This is a genomic window from Pseudomonas syringae KCTC 12500, from assembly GCF_000507185.2.
In the GTDB taxonomy this organism is placed as follows: Bacteria; Pseudomonadota; Gammaproteobacteria; order Pseudomonadales; family Pseudomonadaceae; genus Aquipseudomonas; species Aquipseudomonas syringae.
In genome coordinates this window covers 2,340,151-2,361,325 of sequence record NZ_AYTM02000002.1, presented here as the reverse complement: position 1 = coordinate 2,361,325, position 21,175 = coordinate 2,340,151, and the positions used below count along the sequence as shown (strand labels likewise).

Genomic DNA, 21,175 nt, shown 5'->3' with positions numbered 1-21,175 from the left:
TGAAGTCTAGGAAGCACCATGAAACTGCCAAACCGTTTTATCACCGGACTGGGTATCTTGATGATCAGCGCCAGTCCGCTGCTGCACGCTGCACCACCTGATCAGCGCGGTGATGGCCCGGACGACAACCGTGGTGCCCAACAGCCAGGACCGCCGAACGACGGCGGGCCTAACCAGCGCGGCAATGACCGTGGACCGGGCAATGACAATGGCAGGGGTCCCGACAAAGGCCCGGGCAACCCGCCAGGCAGACAGGCGCATCAGGACAACCGCGGCGGCAACCGCCCACCGCAGGATTTCGGCCCGGTACGCGAGACTTTCCAGCAACACCGCGACGTCATCGGCCGGGGCCAGCCACTGCCGCCGGGCGTACACATCGCCAAGGGCCGTCCATTGCCACCTGGTTACGGCAAGCGCCTGGACAGCCGCTCGCTGCAATACCTGCCACAGTATGACGGCTACGAATGGCGCCGCTTGGGCACCGACGTCGTGCTGATCGCCGTGGGTTCGGGGATTGTGTACGCGATTCTGGATGGTGTGCTGAATTGATGGGGTGCTGACGTCCTTGAAGGCGCGGCTCAGCTCAACCCTGCTTCTGGTTAACCCGCGCCAGGAACGTCATCAGCGCACCCGATACGAACGCGGGATTTTCCAGATTGGTGATATGCCCCGCCTCAGGCACCAGCACGTAAGGGCAGCCGATCAGGTTCGCCATCTCATGCGTTTCCTCAGGCGGGCGCGGAATATCTGCATCACCACACATCACCAGCGTGGTGTCGGCATTCAGCTGTTCGATCAACCCGAGCCGGTCATCACGACCGAAAATCATTCTTCCCAGCGGTACCACGGACTGACGCAACTGCTCGGCATTCATGCCAGCAAGCGCTGCACGAAACGACGTGTACACAGGCGACTGCGGATCAATCCCAGGACGGAAGAAGATCGGTACAACGATATCCAGCAGCGGCTCAGGAAAGCTCCCGACTTCTTCCAGCTTGTCGAGCAACGAGAAATAGTAGGCTTTCTTGGCCTCGGTCTCTTTGCCCAGATAGGTGTCCATCAGCACCAGCCCGGTGATGCGCTCTGGCGCGAGCAGTGCAGCGATTGCGCCCCACATACCGCCGACCGACAGCCCGACGATGCTGCAACGCTCGATATTCAAATGATCCAGCAGCGCCAGCGCATGCCGCGCCAGGTCATCGAGATTGCGAGTGCCCTCCGGGAAACCGCTGGAATCCCCATGCCCCCACAGATCCGGCACAATCACCCGATACTGGCTGGCCAGGGTATCAATCTGCGCACTCCACATCGCCTTGTCCCAGAGATAGCTGTGACCGAGCAATACCACCGGGCCCGTGCCCTGGTCGGAATAGTGAAGTGTCTTACCGTCGATGAGTAGATCCGGCATTTCTGATGATCCTCTGTTCTGGTCTTTCAGCATTCAGCTCAAGCCGCCCGTAGCAGGCGAATTACCATGTTGAAGCGTATGCATGACCATCTTGTGGGTGTTTGCGCTGCAACGGACCTAGCGGTCATTTTTCAGCGGAGCTATCTTACATCGATCTTTTCAACGATGGATGCGCTAATAACCGCAGAAGGAAAATGGCCAGGAAGCTGGCTATCAGCCAGCCAGCGAGCTCAAGTTCAAAGGCCTGACCGCGCCCATCCAGATGGCATGATCGGTATGGTCGCGCAGCTCATCGCCCGTCAACGGATGCAGAAACACCACCAGCCCATCGCGATTCAACGCAAGCCACAGCGTAACGTCAGCCAACTGCTCATGCCCGAACGCCAACTGGCAACTCCAGTCCGGATGCGGCCCGACCAGCTTCTGATGGACGCGCCCCATCTGCACTGCAAATTTCTCGGTCGCGGCCTCGCACAGGGCTCGGGCCTGGTCCAGGGTTTGGGCGTTGAAATAGATGTGGGCGTGGTAGCCGTGGATGTCATGCATTGAGGTAGAGGCTCCTTTCTCGGCTGAAGGCCTGACTGATGCAGGAGTGTCGTCAGCCTTGATCATTTTTCTCGTGTGTAGACCGATAGTAGGTCCTGCATGAGGGTTGAGAAAGTCTCATGACCGTCTTAGATGTGAAGTCCCACAGCATCGAGCGGCTCCAAAACGACGCTCTTTGCCAATAAAATACACGCTGCACCGCAGACAGCCTCGAGCTCAAACAATACAAGCTTGCCGGTGCGAACGAGGTCCAGTTCTGTAAAAAGCCAGCGCTGTTTAAGTCGTCTGATTGAGGACCGCGTCCTTTCCTCAGGAAAAACAAACAATGTGCAGCTTCGATTTCTTGATCGTTACTGACATCGAGAAAATTTACGCGGTCGACAATATTCAAAACCCTCATACCATTCAGGCTAAAATCTTCGACACCCTTAGCAATTATTTTGATAACGCTTTTTGCCTTGCCACGGACTTGTCACGTGTATGCGAATTTGTTTTTCGGTCGAAAATACATGAATCGAATCAATCGTAGCCTCTACTAAAATATCCCATAGACTCATAACATCTCCTTTCGCTCAAAGCGGGGGCTGCTAAGAAAATTGACATCCCCCACCCATCGCTCATATTGAAAAATTATCGAAGTAGCCATATATCCGTCTGATTTTTATCTTTCCATACATCACCGCTTGCCTCATGGAACCGGTAACCAAAGGGCAAGGCTAAAAACTTCACAAGGTCAGGACGATGCTCTGCCACATGGTGTGCGTGAACCGTCTTTAGCGTTTGTGTATCGCCGTTATACCGGTCTGTGGTTATCCACCAGCCAGACATATGCTCGGGCGACGGATAGCGAACGCCCTCAACGGCGTCGCCCTCGAACACACCATCAGAAATGACTATCAGCGGATCGTGAAGTGGGACGGAATGCTCGACGCCGACTTTCGCACACAGCGCGTGCTGCTCGGCGCACATTTTTAGTGTAGTCGTAATTCCAAGCACATAATCGCCTGTTAAAGGAACTTGCTCAAAGAACATTAGCTCCTGACAATCATTGAGCTGCATTTTTGTTATCCATGAGCCATAGCCCAAAGTTTCATTTGGTGAAATTTTATGACCCGTTTCGAGATAATGAAAGACCGTCTCAACAAACTCAATTGCGTATTCTTCTAAATCTTCATCATGAGTCTGAACATTTATCTCGTAACCGTACTTTTGTAGAAGCCTATCGGTTTTTAGCATCAATCCAGATTTATTTAGGGATACATTTATCTTCACCGATTATCCCTCTAGACGCAGCGTAATTTTTTATACCATGTACAGCTAGCAAAGCAGGACGTGTATGCATACATACATACAAGCCCATGCTCGTTAAACCAAGTGAAGCTAATTCCATATGACCCGAGGAAATCCTGGCTTCGAAAGCTGCATAGCTTCCGGCCCATTAAACCCATCCGGGCTCATATCAATTCTAACTTTTGCTAAACCTTCGAAAACAAGCTCAATTTCCAGTTCGCTTTCTGAGACGCTTAAAAGCTTTTTCCCTTGTAGACCCTTAACTGTCGAGCCAATAATGCTGTATGAATTATAGACGCTCACTATAATATCCTCGGAAAAAAATAGTTGAAAATAGTCGTGAATAACAAGCGCCGTTACAACATCACTTCCAACAAGATTGGTAAGAACAGTCATCGCACAACACCCCATTAATCAATTGGAAAATGAATTTTTAAAAGTTGGAAAAGTACGTCCTATGTGAAGGACCACTCCCCGATCTAAACTATTCTGTAGAAATCCATCGCTTTTTAGTATCACCCTATATTGATTTATGGAACTACTTATCTTCACTATTCTATCGGGAAATGACTTTTAGAGTGTGACAAAGTCCGTCCTGTGTAAGGGTCGACACCCTGATCTAACCTGTTTTCGTATTTAATATAACCATTTTTGTAACCTGGGTTCTTACCTAGTGGACGTGTTGGATTCATGAGGCGCAGGGAACTAACTTGACCATTATCACCACCTTTACCATTAATAAAAGCAGAACCTGTGATATTTCCTGCACGATTCATATTAGGCGATGGGCCCGTCGCCCCCTTAGGTACAGGAAAAACAGTCCCATTCGGTGATATCAAGAAGTCAGGAGCTGCGGATGATGTAGCGGTGTCGACATGCGGACGTATATCGGATGCCCTTTCCAGCCCTCGTGCTCCCTGAATGGCCAAACCTGCTGCTCCAGGTACCATGGGAATCGCAGCGAGTACCCCATCTGCAGCGATACCGACACCATCTAAGGCAGCAGCACCATAATTCCCCTCTTTTACATTCTGATGAAAACTGGCCATCCCCACCGCTAAGCTCATCGTCTCGATAATGAGGTCAGCGTACAAACCGCTAGGATCAGAAAACTTATATGGATTATTATTTGCATAAGCATATCGATTAAAGCTATGCAGATTACTTTCCTGAAAGTCGACCGGATCAGCACCCATGAAGCGACCGAGCAGTGGATCGTAATACCGTGCGCCCATGTAAGAAAGGCCGATATTATCGTCAAATACTTTTCCATGAAAACCGACCTTGTTGCTACTGACTGGACTCGTTTGGTTTAGTTTTTCTCCATACGGTTTATAACTTTCCTTCCAGAGCAGATTGCCAGTTTCATCGGTCGCAACCATAGGGCTGCCGGATATATCATTATGAAAATAGGTAACGGTATTTGCCAAAGCGGCATGAGTCACCACGAGTGCCAGCATCGCGACACTGACTTTGCGAAATAGCTTTTTTATAATTTGCATGGTTCGGTTTCCTTGACACCCGATCATGGGCTTACCTGCTGTGCAATGCGCTGGTCACCCAAATAGAAATACTCGGTTAGCTTGTCTCCCTCGAGTTCCATCCGTAACCTTCCATCGGCATCTTGCATCTCGTATATTTTGTTGCCCGCAGAACTGACGGAACTGCGTTGATTCAAACCATCGTACTGATATTCAACTTTTTTGTCGGGACTCGCGCAGTTAACGCATACAAGATTGGGAACATTATTGTAAAGGTAAGCGTTGTCAGCACTACTGCTGACGTTGCCATAAGCATCGTAGTTTATACTATCAATGCGCGGTCCATCGACAGAAGTCAGGCGGTTTTGTATATCGTAGTTATAGTTCAGGCTTGAATCGCCAAACGTTTTTTGGGTCAAGTTTCCTACACCGTCGTAGGCGAGGGTTCCTACCCCCCAGAAACCATCGGCACTCACCAAACGATCAAGGCTGTCGTAAGCAAGGGTACGGTCCATGCTGTTGTCCACGCCGTCCCTGATGGTCAACAAGTTACCCGCACCATCATAGTCGTACATGCTTTTCAGGTAATCGACTCCAGCGGGTGAGGTAATGTTGAAAGAAGCTGGCCAGAGACGACTATTTTGTTCGTAACTGACCGCCGCACCGTTGGCATAGATGACCTGTTTAATCATACCGTTCGGCCAATAAGCAATATTGCTAACGTAGCCCGATACCATTGTGGGCCTGCCTAATACGTCTGGCGCATATTCAACTATGCGACCAGACGGATTATAAGTGAGGCTTTTCAGCCGATCATTTTCATCGTAGCCATAAGAAAGCTCAAACAGCTTACCTTCAATAGAAAGGCTTTCCGTTATGACGAACCCTGCAGGATTGTATGTAAAGCTTCGAATACCCGTACTGCTGTCCGCTATTAGCAGATTATTTTGTTTATCATAAGTATTTTTGATAGCGGGAGTGCCTTGCGCATAATTGATTGCAGTTTGTCGATTCTGCCCGTCGTATGTGTACGTTGTAACATCTGACTGCCCCACCTGCTTTGAAGTCATATTGCCTGCAATGTCTCGACCGTAGACGGTGTCTCCAGTTTCGGGATTGCTGACCGAGATCAAATAACCATTTGCGTTATAGCCGTAATGGCGTGTGAAATTGCCTTGTGTAACCGACGTCACTTGTTCGCGACCATTTCGAGTCAAGGTTATACTGGCTGCCGGATCCGACGGCTGAAATGACATCAGAGACAATTTTTCGGGGTCGCCATAGCCACGATAGTTATAAGTAGTGGAATTGCCTCGTTCGTCAGTTATGACTTTGTGGGCAAAACCGTAGGCAGTGCTCTGGTAGGTACCGTCCGCATGAGTGATCCGAATGACGCGACCCAGCGCATCATACTGATAACGGGTTCCCATACTTGAGTTAGGGTCTGAAGTAAACGTTACGCGGCCATAGGCATCGTACGCATAGGTGGTTGTTATATCACCTCTAACAATACTGGAGACACGACCAGACAGATCATATTGAGTTATCTCGGACAGATTGCCGCGCAGATTTGTCTTGCTGGTGGGTGTGTATATTATTTTTTGACCAGCGCCTTGCGGCGGAGTGATAGAGGTTACGCGATTCAACCTGTCGTATTCGTAGTGCGTTGTGTGGCCTTCACCGTTGGTCTCAGAGGTAACATTGCCAGCGTCGTCGACTGCACGCGAAATAGTAATACCCTCTGGCTGAACCTCAGTTTGCGGAGTACCGAGTTTATAATTCATGTAGCTGTAATGACGATCACCCGGGCGAATTTGCGTCGCTTGATTACCTTGAGCATCGTAGGTATACGCAGTCGCAACACCATCGCGATTGTAACTGATTAGCTTACCGTTCTCATCGTAGATACGATGTACAGAACTATCAGGTGACATCTGATCTATAGGACGACCTATTATCCATTTATCAGTATTATTATACCAAGTCAGCGTGGTAGTTCGACCATCACTATTAGGACCTGTTTCAGTCAATATTCCAGGATTGCCATAAGCATCGTAGTTAGAGTAGTGACTACTGTAGGTTGCGCCATCACGGACAAAAGTTCGCTCTTGAAGGTCAGCTGCCCAGATTGTATCGTCCGTGACTACACCGAGTTCAAACACATATTCTCTTCCATGCGAAATAAACCGTTGCTGCCACTTGTATGTTTCATAACTCCCGTCCGGTCGGGTAATTTTAACCGGACTCCCTATACTCCACACGGTATTATTTATAGTGTTTCCATCTGTAGCAATACTGTATCCAGGGCCAATAAACTCATGGATGGTTGTGCCATCCGGCCCGGTGATAACTGTACTATCGTATTGTCCAATATTTCCACGATTATAGGCATAAGCCCAGTGATTTCCGGCTGCATCAATTTTGCGGCTTATACGCTCGAAACGCGACCAGACAAAGCGTCCACCAAGACGGCCTTCTAGATCCACATATGAGTATTCATATGTCGTTTTTCCACCGCTGGGCTGCTCAATCGATATAAGTTTGCGAGCGGCAGCTCTTTGATCATTCGCATAACTTTCATTGGAAACTACTATCTGAAACCATTCTCCAGGGTGATAGGCATACTTCCAGACTTCTCCAGTAGGCCCAGTTACCTGCGCCAGGGCCTGAGAGTTCAGATAGTCTTTCGCGGTGTATCCATACTGAACCATGCGCTGATTATTATCGGCCAGCGAAAGAAGGCGGCCTGTCGCAGGGTCGTAATTAAAATCAACAGCTCTGCCGTCACTGGACGTTATCCTAGATAAAAGCATATCGGACTTTTCGCAGTTGGCGGCGTCTTCAAGGTTGGTTTGAAGACAGTGGTCAATATAAACACTCCCTGAAATTGGAACGCTTAAAGGGGGGCCAAATTGAGTATAGTCGTAAGCGATCCAGTTACCATTAAGGTCAGTTGCCTTTTTTGTCAGAAAAATAGATTCTGTAAAATCTGGATCTTCCATAGGAAACGATGTAACTGAAGCACTAAATTTCATATCTACATCGGCACGCCCCATGTCATACCTAATTCCAGATGGCGACGTTAGCGTAAGCACCATTGAATCGCAACGTAAACGCCAATTTGATTTGGTTCTGTCTTCATAAGGTGCAACACGATAAAATTTTTCGCTACTACCATCCGGAAGTCTTAAATTAAATCGGGCGCTGGGACGTTCACCTTGATTGTTACACAACTGAAAAGTTGAGTTCATGTAATAGTTAGGTGTCCCGCTACGATCACGAAGATGATAATTGGTGGCATGATAAATCTTCGGCGCTGCCGCGATTGTCCAACCGGGTCCTAAAGCGGTCCATTCCGTACTTTGCCTATATGGCGCAGCAAACCCGGCGGTTAAACGCTGTAGGTCGTAGCTTCGATGAATATTGATATCCATGCCTGCCGTCCCAGGAATACTTAAATCAATATGACTGACTTTGAGATTCCCGGACCAAGGGTCAACGCTGTCAACCGCATTAGAAACCAGCCCACGATTTTTCTTCGGTGCTAAATCATACGGCGTAGACTCTAACTCTTCAGAATGTCCAAGCTGACTTCCCAATAGCGCGCCAAACAGCAAAACTTTCATAATATTGTTTTTCTTTTTTCCAAGCACGTTAAATCCATCCATTATCTTAAATAGTAAAAAGCAAAGCTCATAGCAGCCTTCCACAGCCTTATTGATGTGATATAGATTTTTGGGCCTATGATCACTCGCTGCATGCCATAAACTGGTCAGTATTGATACGGCATGGGCAAAGCGCTCTATTTAGGAGCACTTAAACTGATCTATAAGTTAAATCTCAAATACTCGCTTTATGCGCTTTTAAGCAAGATCCATGATGATTGAAATTATCAAATCGCGTCACACACGTCTATTTGAGAAAGCCATAACTTAAAGTCATTCCAGATGCAGCCGCCATCTAATACACAACCTAAGCAATGCTATATGAGAACAAAAGTAAACCCGCTTACGTCCGTAAAACTTGTAAGAAATTTCCTATCTAACCAATAATTGCTTCGAACTTATATTTAATTCAACCTTGAACACCGCTTCCCTAAACCGCAATCGACGGCAATGGCCTACCCGTCAGCGAAACCCCGCTCAACGCCTGCTCGCTGGCCAGCCAGTCCACGAACTGCTGAACGATCTGCACGCGGCGTTTGCGCTGGGGCAGGACCACGTAATAGCCCTGACCGGAAATCGCCGCGCCGGCGATGGGGCGGCAGAGCAGGCCCTGATCGAGCAGGTCGTCGACCAGATGCTTCCAACCGATGGCGATGCCTTGTCCGCCGATGGCCGCCTGGATCAGCAGGGTGTAGTTGTCGAAGCGTAGCTGACCGGGCGCGGGGGCTTGGGGGATGTCGAGCGCGCGAAATACGCCCGCCCAGTCGAACCAGTTGTTGATGTTTTCGCCACGCAGGTGGAGGAGTGGAAAGTCGCACAGCGCATCGTTGGGCAGCGGCGTCTGGCGCCCGGCGAGCAATTGCGGGCTGCACACCGGGAAGACCTCTTCGCTGAACAGCCAGTGGCTTTCGCCCTGTTTGAAGCGCCCGTCACCGAACAGCACGGCAACGTCGATGTCGGCGCGTAACATGCTGTGGGTACGCTCGCTGGTGACCAGGCTGACGTCCACGTCCGGGTTGACCTTGTGGAAACGGTGCAGACGCGGCATCAGCCAGTAGGCGGCAAAAGCGAAGTCGGTCGCCACTTGAAGCACTTCGTGCTGATGGTGTTCGGTGATCGCTATCAATCCGCTGTCGATGGATTGCAGTCCGGCCTGCACATGGCTGAACAACACTTCACCGGCGTCGGTCAATTCGATACCACGGTAGATGCGGTCAAACAGACGGGTAGCGATTTGCTCTTCGAGGCGCTTGATCTGCTGGCTGACAGCGGGCTGTGTCGTGCCCAGTTCGAGGGCTGCCGCTGTGAAGCTGCGCAAGCGCGCCGCGACCTCAAAGGCACGCAGCAGGTCGAGTGACACATCGCCGAAAGATTCAAACATTAGCTGGGCTTATCCTAGGCATTGCTGTGTATGGGCTTTACCCTGAAAGTTATGGACTCCATTCTCATACCCGGCACTTTCGCATAACTTTTCACAATGGGACGCAGCGATTACATGAAGCGCAAAAATATTCTGTTCATCATGGCCGATCAAATGGCCGCGCCAATGTTGCCGTTTTACGCCCGGTCCCCGATTCTGATGCCGAACCTGAGCCGCATGGCTGCCAACGGCGTAGTGTTCGACTCGGCGTATTGCAACAGCCCGCTATGCGCACCGTCGCGCTTTACCCTGGTCAGCGGCCAGTTGCCGAGCAGGATCGGTGCGTACGACAACGCAGCCGACTTCCCGGCCGATATTCCGACTTATGCCCACTACCTGCGTGCGCTGGGTTACAAGACCGCCCTGGCAGGCAAGATGCATTTCTGCGGACCGGATCAACTGCACGGCTACGAAGAACGCCTGACCAGTGACATCTACCCGGCCGATTACGGCTGGTCGGTCAACTGGGACGAGCCGGACGTGCGGCCAAGCTGGTATCACAACATGTCTTCGGTGTTGCAGGCCGGTCCGTGCATTCGCACCAACCAGCTGGACTTCGATGAAGAGGTGCTGTTCAAGTCCCAGCAATACCTTTATGACCATGTGCGCCAGGACGGGGATGCGCCGTTCTGCCTGACCGTTTCCATGACTCATCCTCATGACCCGTACACCATCCCTCTGCCGTTCTGGGACCTGTACGCCGACGACGAAATACCGATGCCCACGCCGCACGCCAATCAGGCCGCGCTGGACCCGCATTCGCAACGGCTGCTCAAGGTCTATGACCTGTGGGACAAGCCCATGCCGACCGACAAGATTCGTGATGCACGTCGCGCCTACTTCGGTGCGTGCAGCTACATTGACCTCAACGTCGGCAAGCTGATGCAGACGCTCGATGAAGTCGGGTTGGCGGAAGACACCATCGTGGTGTTCTCCGGCGATCACGGCGACATGCTGGGCGAAAAGGGTCTCTGGTACAAAATGCACTGGTTCGAAATGGCCGCGCGCGTACCGCTGGTGGTGTACGCGCCGGGCCAGTTCAAACCGGGAAGGGTCAGTGCGTCGGTGTCGACTGCCGACTTGCTGCCGACCTTCGTGGAAATGGCCAAAGGCAAACTGGACGCCGGTTTGCCATTGGACGGACGCTCGCTGATGCCGCATTTGAAACGCAAGGGCGGACACGATGAGGTCTTCGGCGAGTACATGGCCGAAGGCACAACCAGCCCGCTGATGATGATCCGTCGTGGCGCGTACAAATTTATCTATTCGGAGCAGGACCCGTGCCTGCTGTTCGATGTGAAGAAGGACCCGAAAGAGCAGAAGGACCTGAGCCAGTCACCCGCCCATGAAAAGCTGTTCACTGACTTCCTGGCGGAAGCTCGGGCCAAGTGGGACATACCGGCGATACACCAACAGGTGCTCGCCAGCCAGCGCAGAAGGCGCTTCGTCGCCAAATCGCTGGCAACCGGCAAGCTGAAGAGTTGGGATCACCAGCCACTGGTCGACGCCAGTCAGCAGTACATGCGCAACCACATTGATCTGGACGATCTGGAGCGCAAGGCACGTTTTCCGCAACCTTGACCCTGCCCACACCAAAAAAACCAAAGGGGTACATCAATGAAGAAGTTATCCACAGCCGTTGCGGTCGCGGTCATGACCCTCGGCAGCCTTGCAGCGCAGGCAGAGGACGCCAGTTGCAGTACCGTGAAGATGGCCGATCCCGGCTGGAGTGACATTGCGGCCACCAACGCGATTACCAGCGTGGTACTCGAGGGCCTGGGCTACACGCCCAAGGTCGATACCCTGGCCGTGCCGATTGCCTATGGCGGTTTGAAAGACGGCAAGCTCGATGTGTTTCTGGGTAACTGGATGCCGGCGCAGCAGGGCTTTTACGACAAATTCGTGGCCACCGGTGATGTGACGCAACTGGCGAAAAACCTTGAGGGCACCGAGTTCACCCTGGCCGTGCCGGATTACGTCTGGGATGCCGGTGTGCATAACTTTGCCGACCTGAACAAGTTCGCTGACAAGTTCGACAAGAAGATCTACGGCATCGGTTCCGGCGCACCTGCCAACCTGTCGTTGCAGGAGATCATCAAGAAGAACGAATTCGATCTGGGCAAATGGAAGCTGGTGGAATCCAGCGAGACCGCGATGCTGGCCGAGGTCAATCGCAACGTGAAGAAAAAGGCCTTTGTGGTGTTCCTCGGCTGGACGCCGCACCCGATGAACGTGCAGATCAAGGGCATGCACTACCTCAAGGGCGGCGAGAAATATTTCGGCGACACCGGCTCGGTCTTCACCCTGACCCGCAAGGGTTATGCTCAAGCCTGCCCGAACGTCGGCAAGCTGCTGACCAATCTGAGCTTCACCCTGGACATGGAAAACAGCATCATGGCCGAGGTGGTCAACAAGAAGGTCAGCAATAGCGCAGCCGCCAAAGCCTGGATCAAGGCCAACCCTGCGTTACTGGACACGTGGCTGGAGGGCGTGAAGACGGTTGATGGCAAAGACGGGCTGGCGGCAGTGAAGGCGAAGTTGTAGGCCTCGACATTAAGTAGTGACCCGGCGTCAGGGGTTTCCACCGCGCCGGTTTTCAGCAATATTGGCACTTCAAAGCGTCATTCTGGAAGACACCAGCTGGGAACCAACGAAAGGGGATAAACCACTAGACTGCCGTGCGGCCTATCCGCTAACTCTGGAGAACAGTATGAAAATGTCACTTATACCCCTCTCGCTGGCCCTGATTCTGAGCGCATCCTTTGCCTCTGCGGGTAGCTGGCCACCAGAAACCAGCGCCAAAGTGCCTGGAAACGCTCTGGAATATCCGACCAAGCTGGAGGCCGTCAATGTCTCTATGGAAGAGATGCTCAATGCAGGAGCAACGGTCGTTTCTTCGTACGTGGCAGACATTGGTCCGGTAGTGACCCTCAAGAACAAGAAACACTATGTTATCTGCATGCTCAGAGGCGCTGGAACCGGGTCAGACACAAACGTCGCCACCTCGAAATGCTACGCCATGAACTAGCGTTCGCTCACGGCTCCGGGCAGAAACGGTCTGACGTAGTGATGCAGTGACCCATCCAACATGAGGGACCGATGCGCTGGCTCAATCGCCATAAATTTCTACCCTTTCTCGCCTGGCTGCCGCAGCAGAATCGCGCCAGCGTCGGGCGTGATGCGCTGGTGGGCCTGAGTGGCGCCATTCTGGCGCTGCCGCAATCCATCGCTTACGCACTGATCGCCGGGCTGCCGCCTGAGTACGGTCTCTACGCTGCGATTGTTCCAGTCCTCGTGGCCTGTCTGTGGGGATCGTCCTGGCACCTGATCTGCGGGCCGACTGCGGCTATATCCATCGTGCTGTATGCCAGTGTCAGCCCGCTCGCCGTCCCGGCCAGTCAGGACTACATCATGTTGATCCTGCTGCTGACCTTCATCGCCGGTGTGTTTCAGCTGTTGCTGGGGATGATGCGCTTCGGTGCGCTGGTGAATTTCGTTTCGCATTCGGTGGTGCTGGGTTTCACGCTGGGCGCTGCGGTGGTGATTGCGCTCGGGCAGATGCCCAATCTGTTGGGCATCGATCTGCCGAGTCAGACCACCGCCCTCAAAAGCCTGACCGCCGTGCTCGAGCATTGGCGTGAAGTCGATCTGTCTTCGCTGATGCTCGGTCTGTTGACCCTGGCACTGGGCATCGGACTCAAGCTTCTGGTGCCTCGCTGGCCGACGCTATTGATCGCACTGGTATCGAGTAGCCTGCTGGTGTGGCTGTGGCCAGCGATGTTCGGCCATGTCCGTGTGGTCAGCGCCTTCGTCGGCCATCTGCCGCCCTTCAGCCCGTTGCCGCTGGACGTCGAACTGATCCTCAAACTGCTGCCGACCGCCGTGGCGGTGGGCATGCTCGGGCTGGTCAACAGCCTGTCGATTGCCCGCTCGCTGTCGGCTCGTTCGCAGCAGATGCTCAATGCCAATCAGGAGGTGCGTGCCCAGGGGCTGTCGAACATGGTCGGCTCGCTGTTCTCCGGCTACCTGTCAGCCGGGTCTTTTACCCGAGCGGCATTGAGTTACGAGGCAGGTGCGCGCTCGCCGTTGGCGGGAGTGTTTTCTGCGTTGTGGGTGGCGTTGTTCGCGGTCGCCGGTGCCTCGTTGATATCGCACATTCCGATCCCGGCCATGGCCGCCTCAATTCTGCTGATCTGTTGGGGGCTGGTGGATCGTCGAGGCATTCGTGCGCTGTTCCGCGTCAGCCGCGCCGAGTTTTTCGTGATGGCGCTGACCTGTCTGGCCACCTTGTTGCTGGAGCTGCAAACCGCGATCTACGCCGGTGTACTGGCCTCGCTGCTCTTCTACCTCAAGCGCACCTCGCAACCGCGCGTCCAGCAGTGGCGCGAGGGCGACGAGGAGGTCCTGCGGGTCGGCGGATCGATCTTCTTCGGCGCCAGCCACTACCTGCAGACCCGCCTGCAACGTACCGAAGGTGTGCGAGTGGTGATCGATGCGCAGCAGATCAACTTCATCGATTACTCAGGCGTGGAGATGCTTCATCAGGAAGCCAGACGACTGGGCCGGCAGGGCAGAGTGCTGGTCCTGCGCAATGCCAGGCCGCAAGTGATCGAAGAACTGCACAAGCTGGAAGGGGCGGAGAAGTGCCCGATTCTGTTTGAGGATTGAGCTGTGAATCATCGTCGCGATGCTCTGCGTTCTACAAAGGTCCCGATAAGCCCGTAGATTTGGCTTCTGCCCGGAGGGCGTGGGAGCGAACTTGTTCGCGAAAGGGCAGGTATAATCGCCGAAAATACATCATCTGAAATACCGCCTTCGCGAACAAGCGAAGCGTCGCCCGGTTCGCTTCCACGGCCTTCGGCCAGAATCAAAAGCGGACTTGTGTATAACTCGGAGCATTGGCACGGTAGTCCGCAGATAGCCGATCAACCCGCAGCCAGCAATCTGCGCAACTCCGCCAATACAGGCGCTGAATCCGGGCGCACGCCGCGCCACAACAGGAAGGCTTCTGCAGCCTGTTCGACCAGCATCCCCAGGCCATCAACCGACTGCGCCGCACCCTGTTCTGTGGCCCACCGGCAAAAAGCAGTGGGCTCGTTGCTGTACATCATGTCGTAGCAGAAGGTCACTCCCGGCTGGATGAGGCTGGGCGCAATGGGTGGCAGCTCTCCGGCCAGGCTGGCCGAGGTGGCGTTGATGATCACGTCCACCGACTCTTCAAGCCAGTCGAAGCTGCTGGCAAATACCGGCCCGAGGTCGGCGAACTCCTGCGCCAGTCGCTCGGCTTTCTCGACCGTACGATTGGCGATCACCAACGCAGCGGGCTGTTGCGCAAGCAACGGCTCCAGCGCGCCACGCACCGCACCGCCTGCGCCCAGCAACAGAATGCGCTGACCACGCAGGCTGCGCGCGCAGTTGACCGTCAGATCACGTACCAGCCCCGCACCGTCAGTGTTATCGCCCAGCAGAGTTCCGTCGTCGAGCTTGCTCAGGGTGTTGACGGCCCCCGCACGCTGCCCGCGCTCGGTCAGGCTGTCGGCCAGGCGAAACGCCTCCTCCTTGAAAGGCACCGTCACGTTGGCACCACGCCCGGTCTGGAAAAACGCCTGGGCAAACGCCGTGAAATCGTCCAGCGGTGCCAGCGCGGTCTGGTAATTCAGTGCCTGACCGGTTTGCTCGGCGAACAGGCGATGAATCAGCGGCGACTTGCTGTGACCAATGGGGTTACCGAAGACGACATACTGGTCCATCAGTTATCCGCCAGCCAGTCGCGATCGGTCAGGAAGTAATCAGTCAGACGCGCCTCTTCGCTGCCCGGCGCGGCCTTCCAGTCGTAACCCCAGCGCACTTGCGGCGGCAGCGACATGAGGATCGATTCGGTACGCCCACCCGATTGCAGACCGAACAACGTGCCGCGGTCATACACCAAGTTGAACTCGACGTAGCGACCGCGACGGAATTCCTGAAACTCACGCTGCTGCACCGTATAGGCCGCAGCCTTGCGGCGGCGCACGATTGGCAGGTAGGCATTGATGAACGCATCACCGATGGCGCGGATGAAGGCGAAGCTGGTGTCGAAATCCCACTGGTTCACGTCATCGAAAAACAGACCACCGATGCCGCGCGGTTCATCGCGATGCTTAAGGTGGAAGTAACTGTCGCACCAGGCCTTGTAGCGCGGGTAGACATCGTCACCGAAGGGCGCACAGGCGCGCTCGGCAACTCGGTGCCAGTGCACGCAGTCCTCCTCAACGCCGTAATAAGGGGTCAGGTCGAAACCGCCACCGAACCACCAGACGGCCTCTTCACCTTCTTTCTCGGCAATGAAGAAGCGCACGTTGGCGTGGGACGTCGGCACGTGCGGGTTATGCGGATGGATCACCAGCGAAACGCCCAGCGCCTCGAAACCACGCCCGGCCAGTTCAGGCCGATGAGCGCTGGCAGACGGCGGCAGATTACTGCCGAAAACATGGGAAAAATTGACACCGCCTTTCTCGATGACCGTGCCATTCTCGATCACCCGCGTGCGACCACCGCCGCCCGCCGGACGCGTCCAGGCATCTTCCATGAAGTGTGCGCTGCCATCTTCCTGTTCAAGCGCAGTGCAGATACGGTCTTGCAGGTCGAGCAGGTAGGCTTTTACGGCCTCGGTACGGGTACTCATGAGGATCCCTTACGGCTGACGTCAAACGGCTGAGCCCCCGCAGCAAAAGAGGCGCAGGCAAATTGGCGCGTAGCATACCATCGGCGACGCGGGCTGGCAGTTGACGAAGGTCCGGGGAAGGAGTCCGATGGGGGCTTTCGCAGCTTGTTTTAACCATCAAGGAGAGAGCACATGGCAAAGCGTATCCAGTTCAGCGCTGTCGGAGGACCCGAGGTTCTTGAATATGTCGATTTCGAACCGGAGGCTCCGGGGCCGCAGGCGGTGGTTGTGCGTAACAAGGCCATCGGCCTGAATTTCATCGATACCTATTACCGCAGCGGGCTGTATCCGACGCCGCTGCCTTCCGGCCTCGGTGCCGAAGGGGCGGGGGTGGTCGAGGCGGTGGGGGCCGAGGTGACGCGCTTCAAGGTCGGTGATCGTGTCGCCTACGGCACCGGGCCGCTGGGGGCGTACAGCGAAGTGCACGTGCTGCCTGAAGCGAATCTGGTGAAGCTGGCTGACTCGATCAGTTTCGAGCAGGCCGCAGCCCTGATGCTCAAGGGCCTGACGGTGCAGTATCTGCTGCGTCAGACGTATCAAGTGAAGCCGGGCGAGATCATTCTGTTTCATGCCGCTGCGGGTGGTGTGGGCTCGCTGGCATGCCAATGGGTCAAGGCGCTGGGCGCCAAAATGATCGGTACGGTCAGTTCGCCGGAGAAGGCCGCACACGCTAAGGCGCTGGGTGCCTGGGAAACCATCGATTACAGCCACGAAGATGTCGCCAAGCGCGTGCTGGAACTGACCGACGGCAAGAAATGCCCGGTGGTCTACGACGGGGTGGGCCAAGACACCTGGCTGACGTCACTCGACTGCGTGGCGCCACGCGGGCTGGTAGTGAGCTTCGGCAATGCGTCCGGGCCGGTCTCGGGCGTGAATCTCGGGATTCTGGCGCAAAAGGGTTCGGTGTATGTCACCCGCCCGACGCTGGGCTCTTACGCCAACAATGCGCAGAACCTGCAGGCCATGGCTGACGAGCTGTTCGACATGCTCGCCAGCGGCAAGCTAAAGGTCGATGGCATTCAGCAGTACGCCCTGAAAGACGCCGCCAAGGCGCAGACCGAGCTGTCGGCCCGGCGCACCACTGGCTCGACCATTCTGATCCCTTGATCGTCTACCACTGAACCCGCGCTGTGTGCGCCAGCGTCAGCCGGCGCGCACGATCTGCGCGGTTGCGATATCGCGTATCACGCTGGGGTTCCGACGGCCGCCCAGGCTGCCGCCAAGAACCCCGTCGATCTGCCCGCGGAAATACTGCTCGACGCGCAATCTCGAACGCGCGGCAGGGCGACCCGCCGGGTTGGCGGAGGTGGAGATCAACGGACCGACCAGCGCGCACAGTTCACGCACAGTCGGGTGATCGGTAACACGCAGCGCCACGGTTTCGTGAATGCCGGTGATCCACTCGGGCAGCAGGTTCTGATGCGGTACCAGCCAGGTGTTGGGCCCAGGCCAGGTGCTGGCCATGCGGTCGAGCCACAGTTCGGGGAAGTCTTCGAACAGGAAGTCGAACTGGCGAATGTTGTCGGCAATCAGGATCAGGCCTTTTTCCACCGGCCGTGACTTGATCGCCAGCAGACGATAGACCGCTTCTTCATCCCACGGATCGCACCCCAGCCCCCAGACTGCCTCGGTCGGGTAGGCAATCACCGCACCGGCTCGAATATCCTGAGCGGCTTGTTGCACTCGCCAACTGCTGACCATTGTTTGTCTCTCCACTGAATCCTGGGGGCAGTTTAACCTCAGGGCGCTCTGGCGAACCATCGTCCTGCTTCACAGCTTATGCGTCCATCCAGTTCCAGCTCGGTCAGGCCTGCCAATACCTTGGGCAACGGCCAGCCGCATGACACCGACAGCCCCTCGCTGGTGTGCGGTGCGGCGTGCAGCAGCGCCAACAGCGGATGATCGCAAGGGCCAGGCTTCGCCGGCGTGACGGGATCGACGCTGGGCGCAACACGTTTCCAGTGCTGCAAGCCTTCAAGAATGTGCTCGACGGTCTCGACCAGTGTCGCGCCGTCACGTATCAACTGATGACAGCCCTTGGCGCCAGGGTGATGAATCGAGCCGGGTATCGCATACACCTCCCGTCCATGCTCGGCGGCCAGTCGCGCGGTAATCAACGAGCCGCTGGCGACACTGGCCTCGACCACCAGTATGCCCAGCGACAGGCCGCTGATGATTCGGTTACGTCGCGGGAAGTTGCTGGCCTGCGGTTCGGCGTCCAGCGGGAACTCGGAAATCACTGCGCCGCCCTGGGCGGCCATCTGCGCGGCGAGGGCGCGATGCTGCTGTGGATAAAGTTTTTCGAGCCCGGTGCCAAGCACGCCGATTGTAAGCCCACCGACATCCAATGCGCCCTGATGCGCGGCGCCGTCAATACCTCGCGCCAGACCGCTGGTGATCACAAAACCGGCAGCCGCCAGGCTGCGCGCAAAAGCGCTGGCGGTGTCCAGCCCGGGTCGGGAGGCGCGACGACTGCCGACCATTCCCAACTGCGGACGCTCGAGGATCGAAGGGTCGCCGGCAATGAAGATCAGCGGCGGTGGATCAGCGATCTGCGCCAGCAATGCGGGGTAGCCAGGGTCGTCCCACATCAGCAAATGCTGGGCCGGACGCTCCAGCCAGGCCAGTGCGGCACTGGCGCCATCACGTACTAATGGATCACGACGCGCCTCGGCACAGGCACCAGGAATGCCCAGCGCACGCCATGCGCTGGCCGGCGCACTGAGCGCCGACGAGGCCGATCCGAAGGCTTCGATCAGTCTGGAAAAGCGTTTCGGCCCTATCTCAGGCAGGCGGTGGATGCGCAAACGCGCTTCCAGCTCTGCGGGCGAAGAGGGGGCATTTTCGAACAATGGCATGAGATCGTCCCTGATCCATCGTGCATCCCGAATGATGCACAAACCTGTGGATAACTCTGTTGACAACAATTTGATAAGTGTCTGGTTCGTCACACAAATCCGTGTCAGATCTGAAACATGCGTCTACGGGTTGCGAACCTTGTCCATGATGGCCAAAGATCGGTTGGCTTGCAGGACCAAGGCGTAACTAAGCTTGTCGTAGGTACGGAAAACCATCAGCAGGCCGGCCCGTTCGTCGGGGATTTTTACCAGCTCTCCGGTGATTCGGTCGCGCACAGTCTCGCTGGTCTTGTAGATCGCCAGCACGTTGCCCTCGGTCAGGCCGTCGCGTTTGCCCTTGTCGAGGGTGACCACATCCAGCACGCTGACCTGGGTGACGCCGCGTGGTACATCCAGAATCAAACCGTCTATCGGCGCCTGCGGAGCGCTGGGCAGGAACGTCGAGCTGATGGCGCGCTCTTCGCTGCTTAACAAGCGGTCGCCCAGACGCACTTCCTGCGTGGAGCGCTGCAGAATCAGGGTCGAGACGTCACCCTCGGTGGCGACCACCTCGGCGCTGCCGACGTCATCGGCGTTGATGCCCAGCACTTCCTGGGTCTTGGGATCGATGTAGGTCTTGCCCTGACGGAAGATGCCATAGACGCTGTGCGACGGGTCAAGCGCGCCCCGTGCGTAGGCGCGATCACCGTTGCCACTGAGCACGCGCTCGGCATTGCCGGCGACGATGTAGGGGGCTTTTTCGAACTGCTCGGCGCTGTCGACAATCCGATTGCTGATCAGGAATGCGTTGATCGCCCCCAACGGAATGCTCGGAATGGCCTCGACCATCGGCGTACTGCGCACACGCGGTGACAACTTGATGGTGCCACGCGACTCGCCGCGATTGAGCGTCACACGCGGCTGACCATCGACCCAGGTCAGCGCGAGCGTGTCACCGGGGTAGATCAGGTCGGGGTCGTGGACTTGCGGATTGGCCCGCCAGATCTCGCGCCATTTCCACGGTTCACGCAAGAACTTTCCGGAAATGTCCCAGAGTGTGTCCCCGGCGACAACGGTGTAGCTCTGCGGATAGCCTTCCCTGAGTTGCACTTGCGCCTGCGCAAGACCGCTGGCGGTGAGCAGCAGGGCGAGTAGTGATTTCCTCATGCGGTGAATCCCTTTATCATGTTGCCTCACGCGAACCCTAGAGTCCTGTCCTGGGCTGCCTGCCTTGAACTCCCGGGCCCGGCACCCAACATTGACTTTACCTTAACAGTGCAGCTCTTACGTATATGGCCATTCTAAACATCCTCGAATTTCCCGATTCGCGCCTGCGCACCATCGCCAAACCTGTGGCGATGGTAGACGAAGGCATTCGCCAGTTGGTCGACGACATGTTTGAAACCATGTACGAAGCGCCAGGTATCGGCCTGGCAGCGACTCAGGTCAACGTCCACAAGCGCGTGGTCGTCATGGACCTGAGCGAAGACCGCAGCGAACCGATGGTCCTCATCAATCCTGAAATCGAAAAACTGACCGATGAAATGGATCAGTATCAGGAAGGCTGCCTGTCGGTTCCCGGTTTCTACGAGAACGTCGACCGTCCGCAAAAGGTCCGCGTCAAGGCACTGGACCGTGACGGCAAGCCTTACGAACTGGTCGCCGAGGGCCTGCTCGCCATCTGTATCCAGCATGAATGCGATCACCTGAACGGCAAGCTGTTCGTCGATTACCTTTCCAACCTCAAGCGTGACCGGATCAAGAAGAAGCTCGAAAAGCAGCACAAGCTCAACGCCTGATCCGTCGTTACCCCAAAAGGCCTGAA

At 55.5% G+C, this 21,175-nt stretch carries 19 protein-coding genes and 1 pseudogene; 7 read left to right on the top strand and 13 right to left on the bottom strand.

Annotated elements, in window-relative coordinates; translation table 11 throughout:
- Window positions 1-18 precede the first annotated feature (18 nt).
- Window positions 19-549, top strand: coding sequence for an anti-virulence regulator CigR family protein (locus V476_RS10810; RefSeq protein ID WP_003437105.1), 531 nt, complete (start codon window positions 19-21; stop codon window positions 547-549).
- Between the two features lie 34 nt (window positions 550-583).
- Here V476_RS10810 and V476_RS10805 read toward each other — a convergent pair whose 3' ends face one another.
- From V476_RS10805 to V476_RS10770, 8 genes and pseudogenes are all read right to left on the bottom strand, one after another.
- The gene (locus V476_RS10805) at window positions 584-1,408 is read right to left on the bottom strand and encodes an alpha/beta fold hydrolase (RefSeq protein ID WP_024958974.1); all 825 of its coding nucleotides are present in this window, start codon (window positions 1,406-1,408) and stop codon (window positions 584-586) included.
- 213 nt (window positions 1,409-1,621) lie between these two features.
- The gene (locus V476_RS10800) at window positions 1,622-1,954 is read right to left on the bottom strand and encodes a DOPA 4,5-dioxygenase family protein (protein ID WP_024958975.1); all 333 of its coding nucleotides are present in this window, start codon (window positions 1,952-1,954) and stop codon (window positions 1,622-1,624) included.
- 128 nt (window positions 1,955-2,082) lie between these two features.
- Window positions 2,083-2,511, bottom strand: a pseudogene (locus tag V476_RS28860) (hypothetical protein).
- 73 nt (window positions 2,512-2,584) lie between these two features.
- Window positions 2,585-3,190, bottom strand: coding sequence for an immunity protein Imm33 domain-containing protein (locus V476_RS10790; RefSeq protein WP_024958978.1), 606 nt, complete (start codon window positions 3,188-3,190; stop codon window positions 2,585-2,587).
- Between the two features lie 144 nt (window positions 3,191-3,334).
- Window positions 3,335-3,640 (bottom strand): hypothetical protein, encoded by a 306-nt coding sequence (locus tag V476_RS10785; RefSeq protein ID WP_024643261.1) that lies wholly within the window; start codon window positions 3,638-3,640, stop codon window positions 3,335-3,337.
- 155 nt (window positions 3,641-3,795) lie between these two features.
- Complete coding sequence (locus V476_RS26995) at window positions 3,796-4,746, bottom strand: RHS repeat domain-containing protein (RefSeq protein WP_080278385.1); 951 nt, start codon at window positions 4,744-4,746, stop codon at window positions 3,796-3,798.
- Window positions 4,747-4,769: 23 nt separating this feature from the next.
- Window positions 4,770-8,378, bottom strand: a complete 3,609-nt coding sequence (locus V476_RS28855) for an RHS repeat domain-containing protein (protein ID WP_235810952.1) — start codon at window positions 8,376-8,378, stop codon at window positions 4,770-4,772.
- Between the two features lie 442 nt (window positions 8,379-8,820).
- A complete protein-coding gene (locus V476_RS10770; RefSeq protein ID WP_024958981.1) occupies window positions 8,821-9,771 on the bottom strand; it encodes a choline sulfate utilization transcriptional regulator in 951 nt (316 codons plus the stop codon).
- A 114-nt stretch (window positions 9,772-9,885) separates the two neighbouring features.
- On the opposite strand from V476_RS10770, the gene betC reads away from it, so the two are divergent.
- The 4 genes from betC to V476_RS10750 all read left to right on the top strand — a co-directional run bounded on the left by betC (window position 9,886) and on the right by V476_RS10750 (window position 14,478).
- The gene (gene betC / locus V476_RS10765; protein WP_024663968.1) at window positions 9,886-11,391 is read left to right on the top strand and encodes a choline-sulfatase; all 1,506 of its coding nucleotides are present in this window, start codon (window positions 9,886-9,888) and stop codon (window positions 11,389-11,391) included.
- Between the two features lie 36 nt (window positions 11,392-11,427).
- Window positions 11,428-12,354 (top strand): choline ABC transporter substrate-binding protein, encoded by a 927-nt coding sequence (locus V476_RS10760; RefSeq protein ID WP_024958982.1) that lies wholly within the window; start codon window positions 11,428-11,430, stop codon window positions 12,352-12,354.
- Window positions 12,355-12,520: 166 nt separating this feature from the next.
- Window positions 12,521-12,838 (top strand): hypothetical protein, encoded by a 318-nt coding sequence (locus V476_RS10755; protein WP_024958983.1) that lies wholly within the window; start codon window positions 12,521-12,523, stop codon window positions 12,836-12,838.
- Window positions 12,839-12,909: 71 nt separating this feature from the next.
- Window positions 12,910-14,478 (top strand): SulP family inorganic anion transporter, encoded by a 1,569-nt coding sequence (locus V476_RS10750; RefSeq protein WP_024958984.1) that lies wholly within the window; start codon window positions 12,910-12,912, stop codon window positions 14,476-14,478.
- 257 nt (window positions 14,479-14,735) lie between these two features.
- Here V476_RS10750 and aroE read toward each other — a convergent pair whose 3' ends face one another.
- Both aroE and hemF read right to left on the bottom strand, forming a co-directional pair.
- Window positions 14,736-15,560 (bottom strand): shikimate dehydrogenase, encoded by an 825-nt coding sequence (aroE, locus tag V476_RS10745; protein ID WP_024958985.1) that lies wholly within the window; start codon window positions 15,558-15,560, stop codon window positions 14,736-14,738.
- Complete coding sequence (gene hemF / locus V476_RS10740) at window positions 15,560-16,474, bottom strand: oxygen-dependent coproporphyrinogen oxidase (protein ID WP_024958986.1); 915 nt, start codon at window positions 16,472-16,474, stop codon at window positions 15,560-15,562. Before hemF ends, aroE begins: the two co-directional genes overlap by 1 nt.
- Before the next feature lie 171 nt (window positions 16,475-16,645).
- Here hemF and V476_RS10735 point away from each other — a divergent pair, with 171 nt between their 5' ends.
- A complete protein-coding gene (locus V476_RS10735) occupies window positions 16,646-17,620 on the top strand; it encodes a quinone oxidoreductase family protein (protein ID WP_003318470.1) in 975 nt (324 codons plus the stop codon).
- Window positions 17,621-17,656: 36 nt separating this feature from the next.
- On the opposite strand, the gene tsaC is transcribed toward V476_RS10735, so the two are convergent.
- The 3 genes from tsaC to V476_RS10720 all read right to left on the bottom strand — a co-directional run bounded on the left by tsaC (window position 17,657) and on the right by V476_RS10720 (window position 20,517).
- Entirely contained in the window at window positions 17,657-18,214 is a 558-nt protein-coding gene (gene tsaC, locus V476_RS10730) for an L-threonylcarbamoyladenylate synthase type 1 TsaC (RefSeq protein ID WP_003340101.1), read from the bottom strand.
- Window positions 18,215-18,252: 38 nt separating this feature from the next.
- On the bottom strand, window positions 18,253-19,371 hold the full coding sequence (gene dprA, locus V476_RS10725) for a DNA-processing protein DprA (protein WP_024958987.1): 1,119 nt from the start codon (window positions 19,369-19,371) through the stop codon (window positions 18,253-18,255).
- 123 nt (window positions 19,372-19,494) lie between these two features.
- Entirely contained in the window at window positions 19,495-20,517 is a 1,023-nt protein-coding gene (locus V476_RS10720) for a LysM peptidoglycan-binding domain-containing protein (protein WP_024958988.1), read from the bottom strand.
- Between the two features lie 125 nt (window positions 20,518-20,642).
- Between V476_RS10720 and def the strand changes: the two genes are divergently transcribed.
- Window positions 20,643-21,149 carry a peptide deformylase gene (gene def, locus V476_RS10715; protein WP_003318474.1) on the top strand — a complete coding sequence of 169 codons (507 nt, stop codon included), beginning with the start codon at window positions 20,643-20,645 and terminating at the stop codon, window positions 21,147-21,149.
- Window positions 21,150-21,175: the final 26 nt, after the last annotated feature.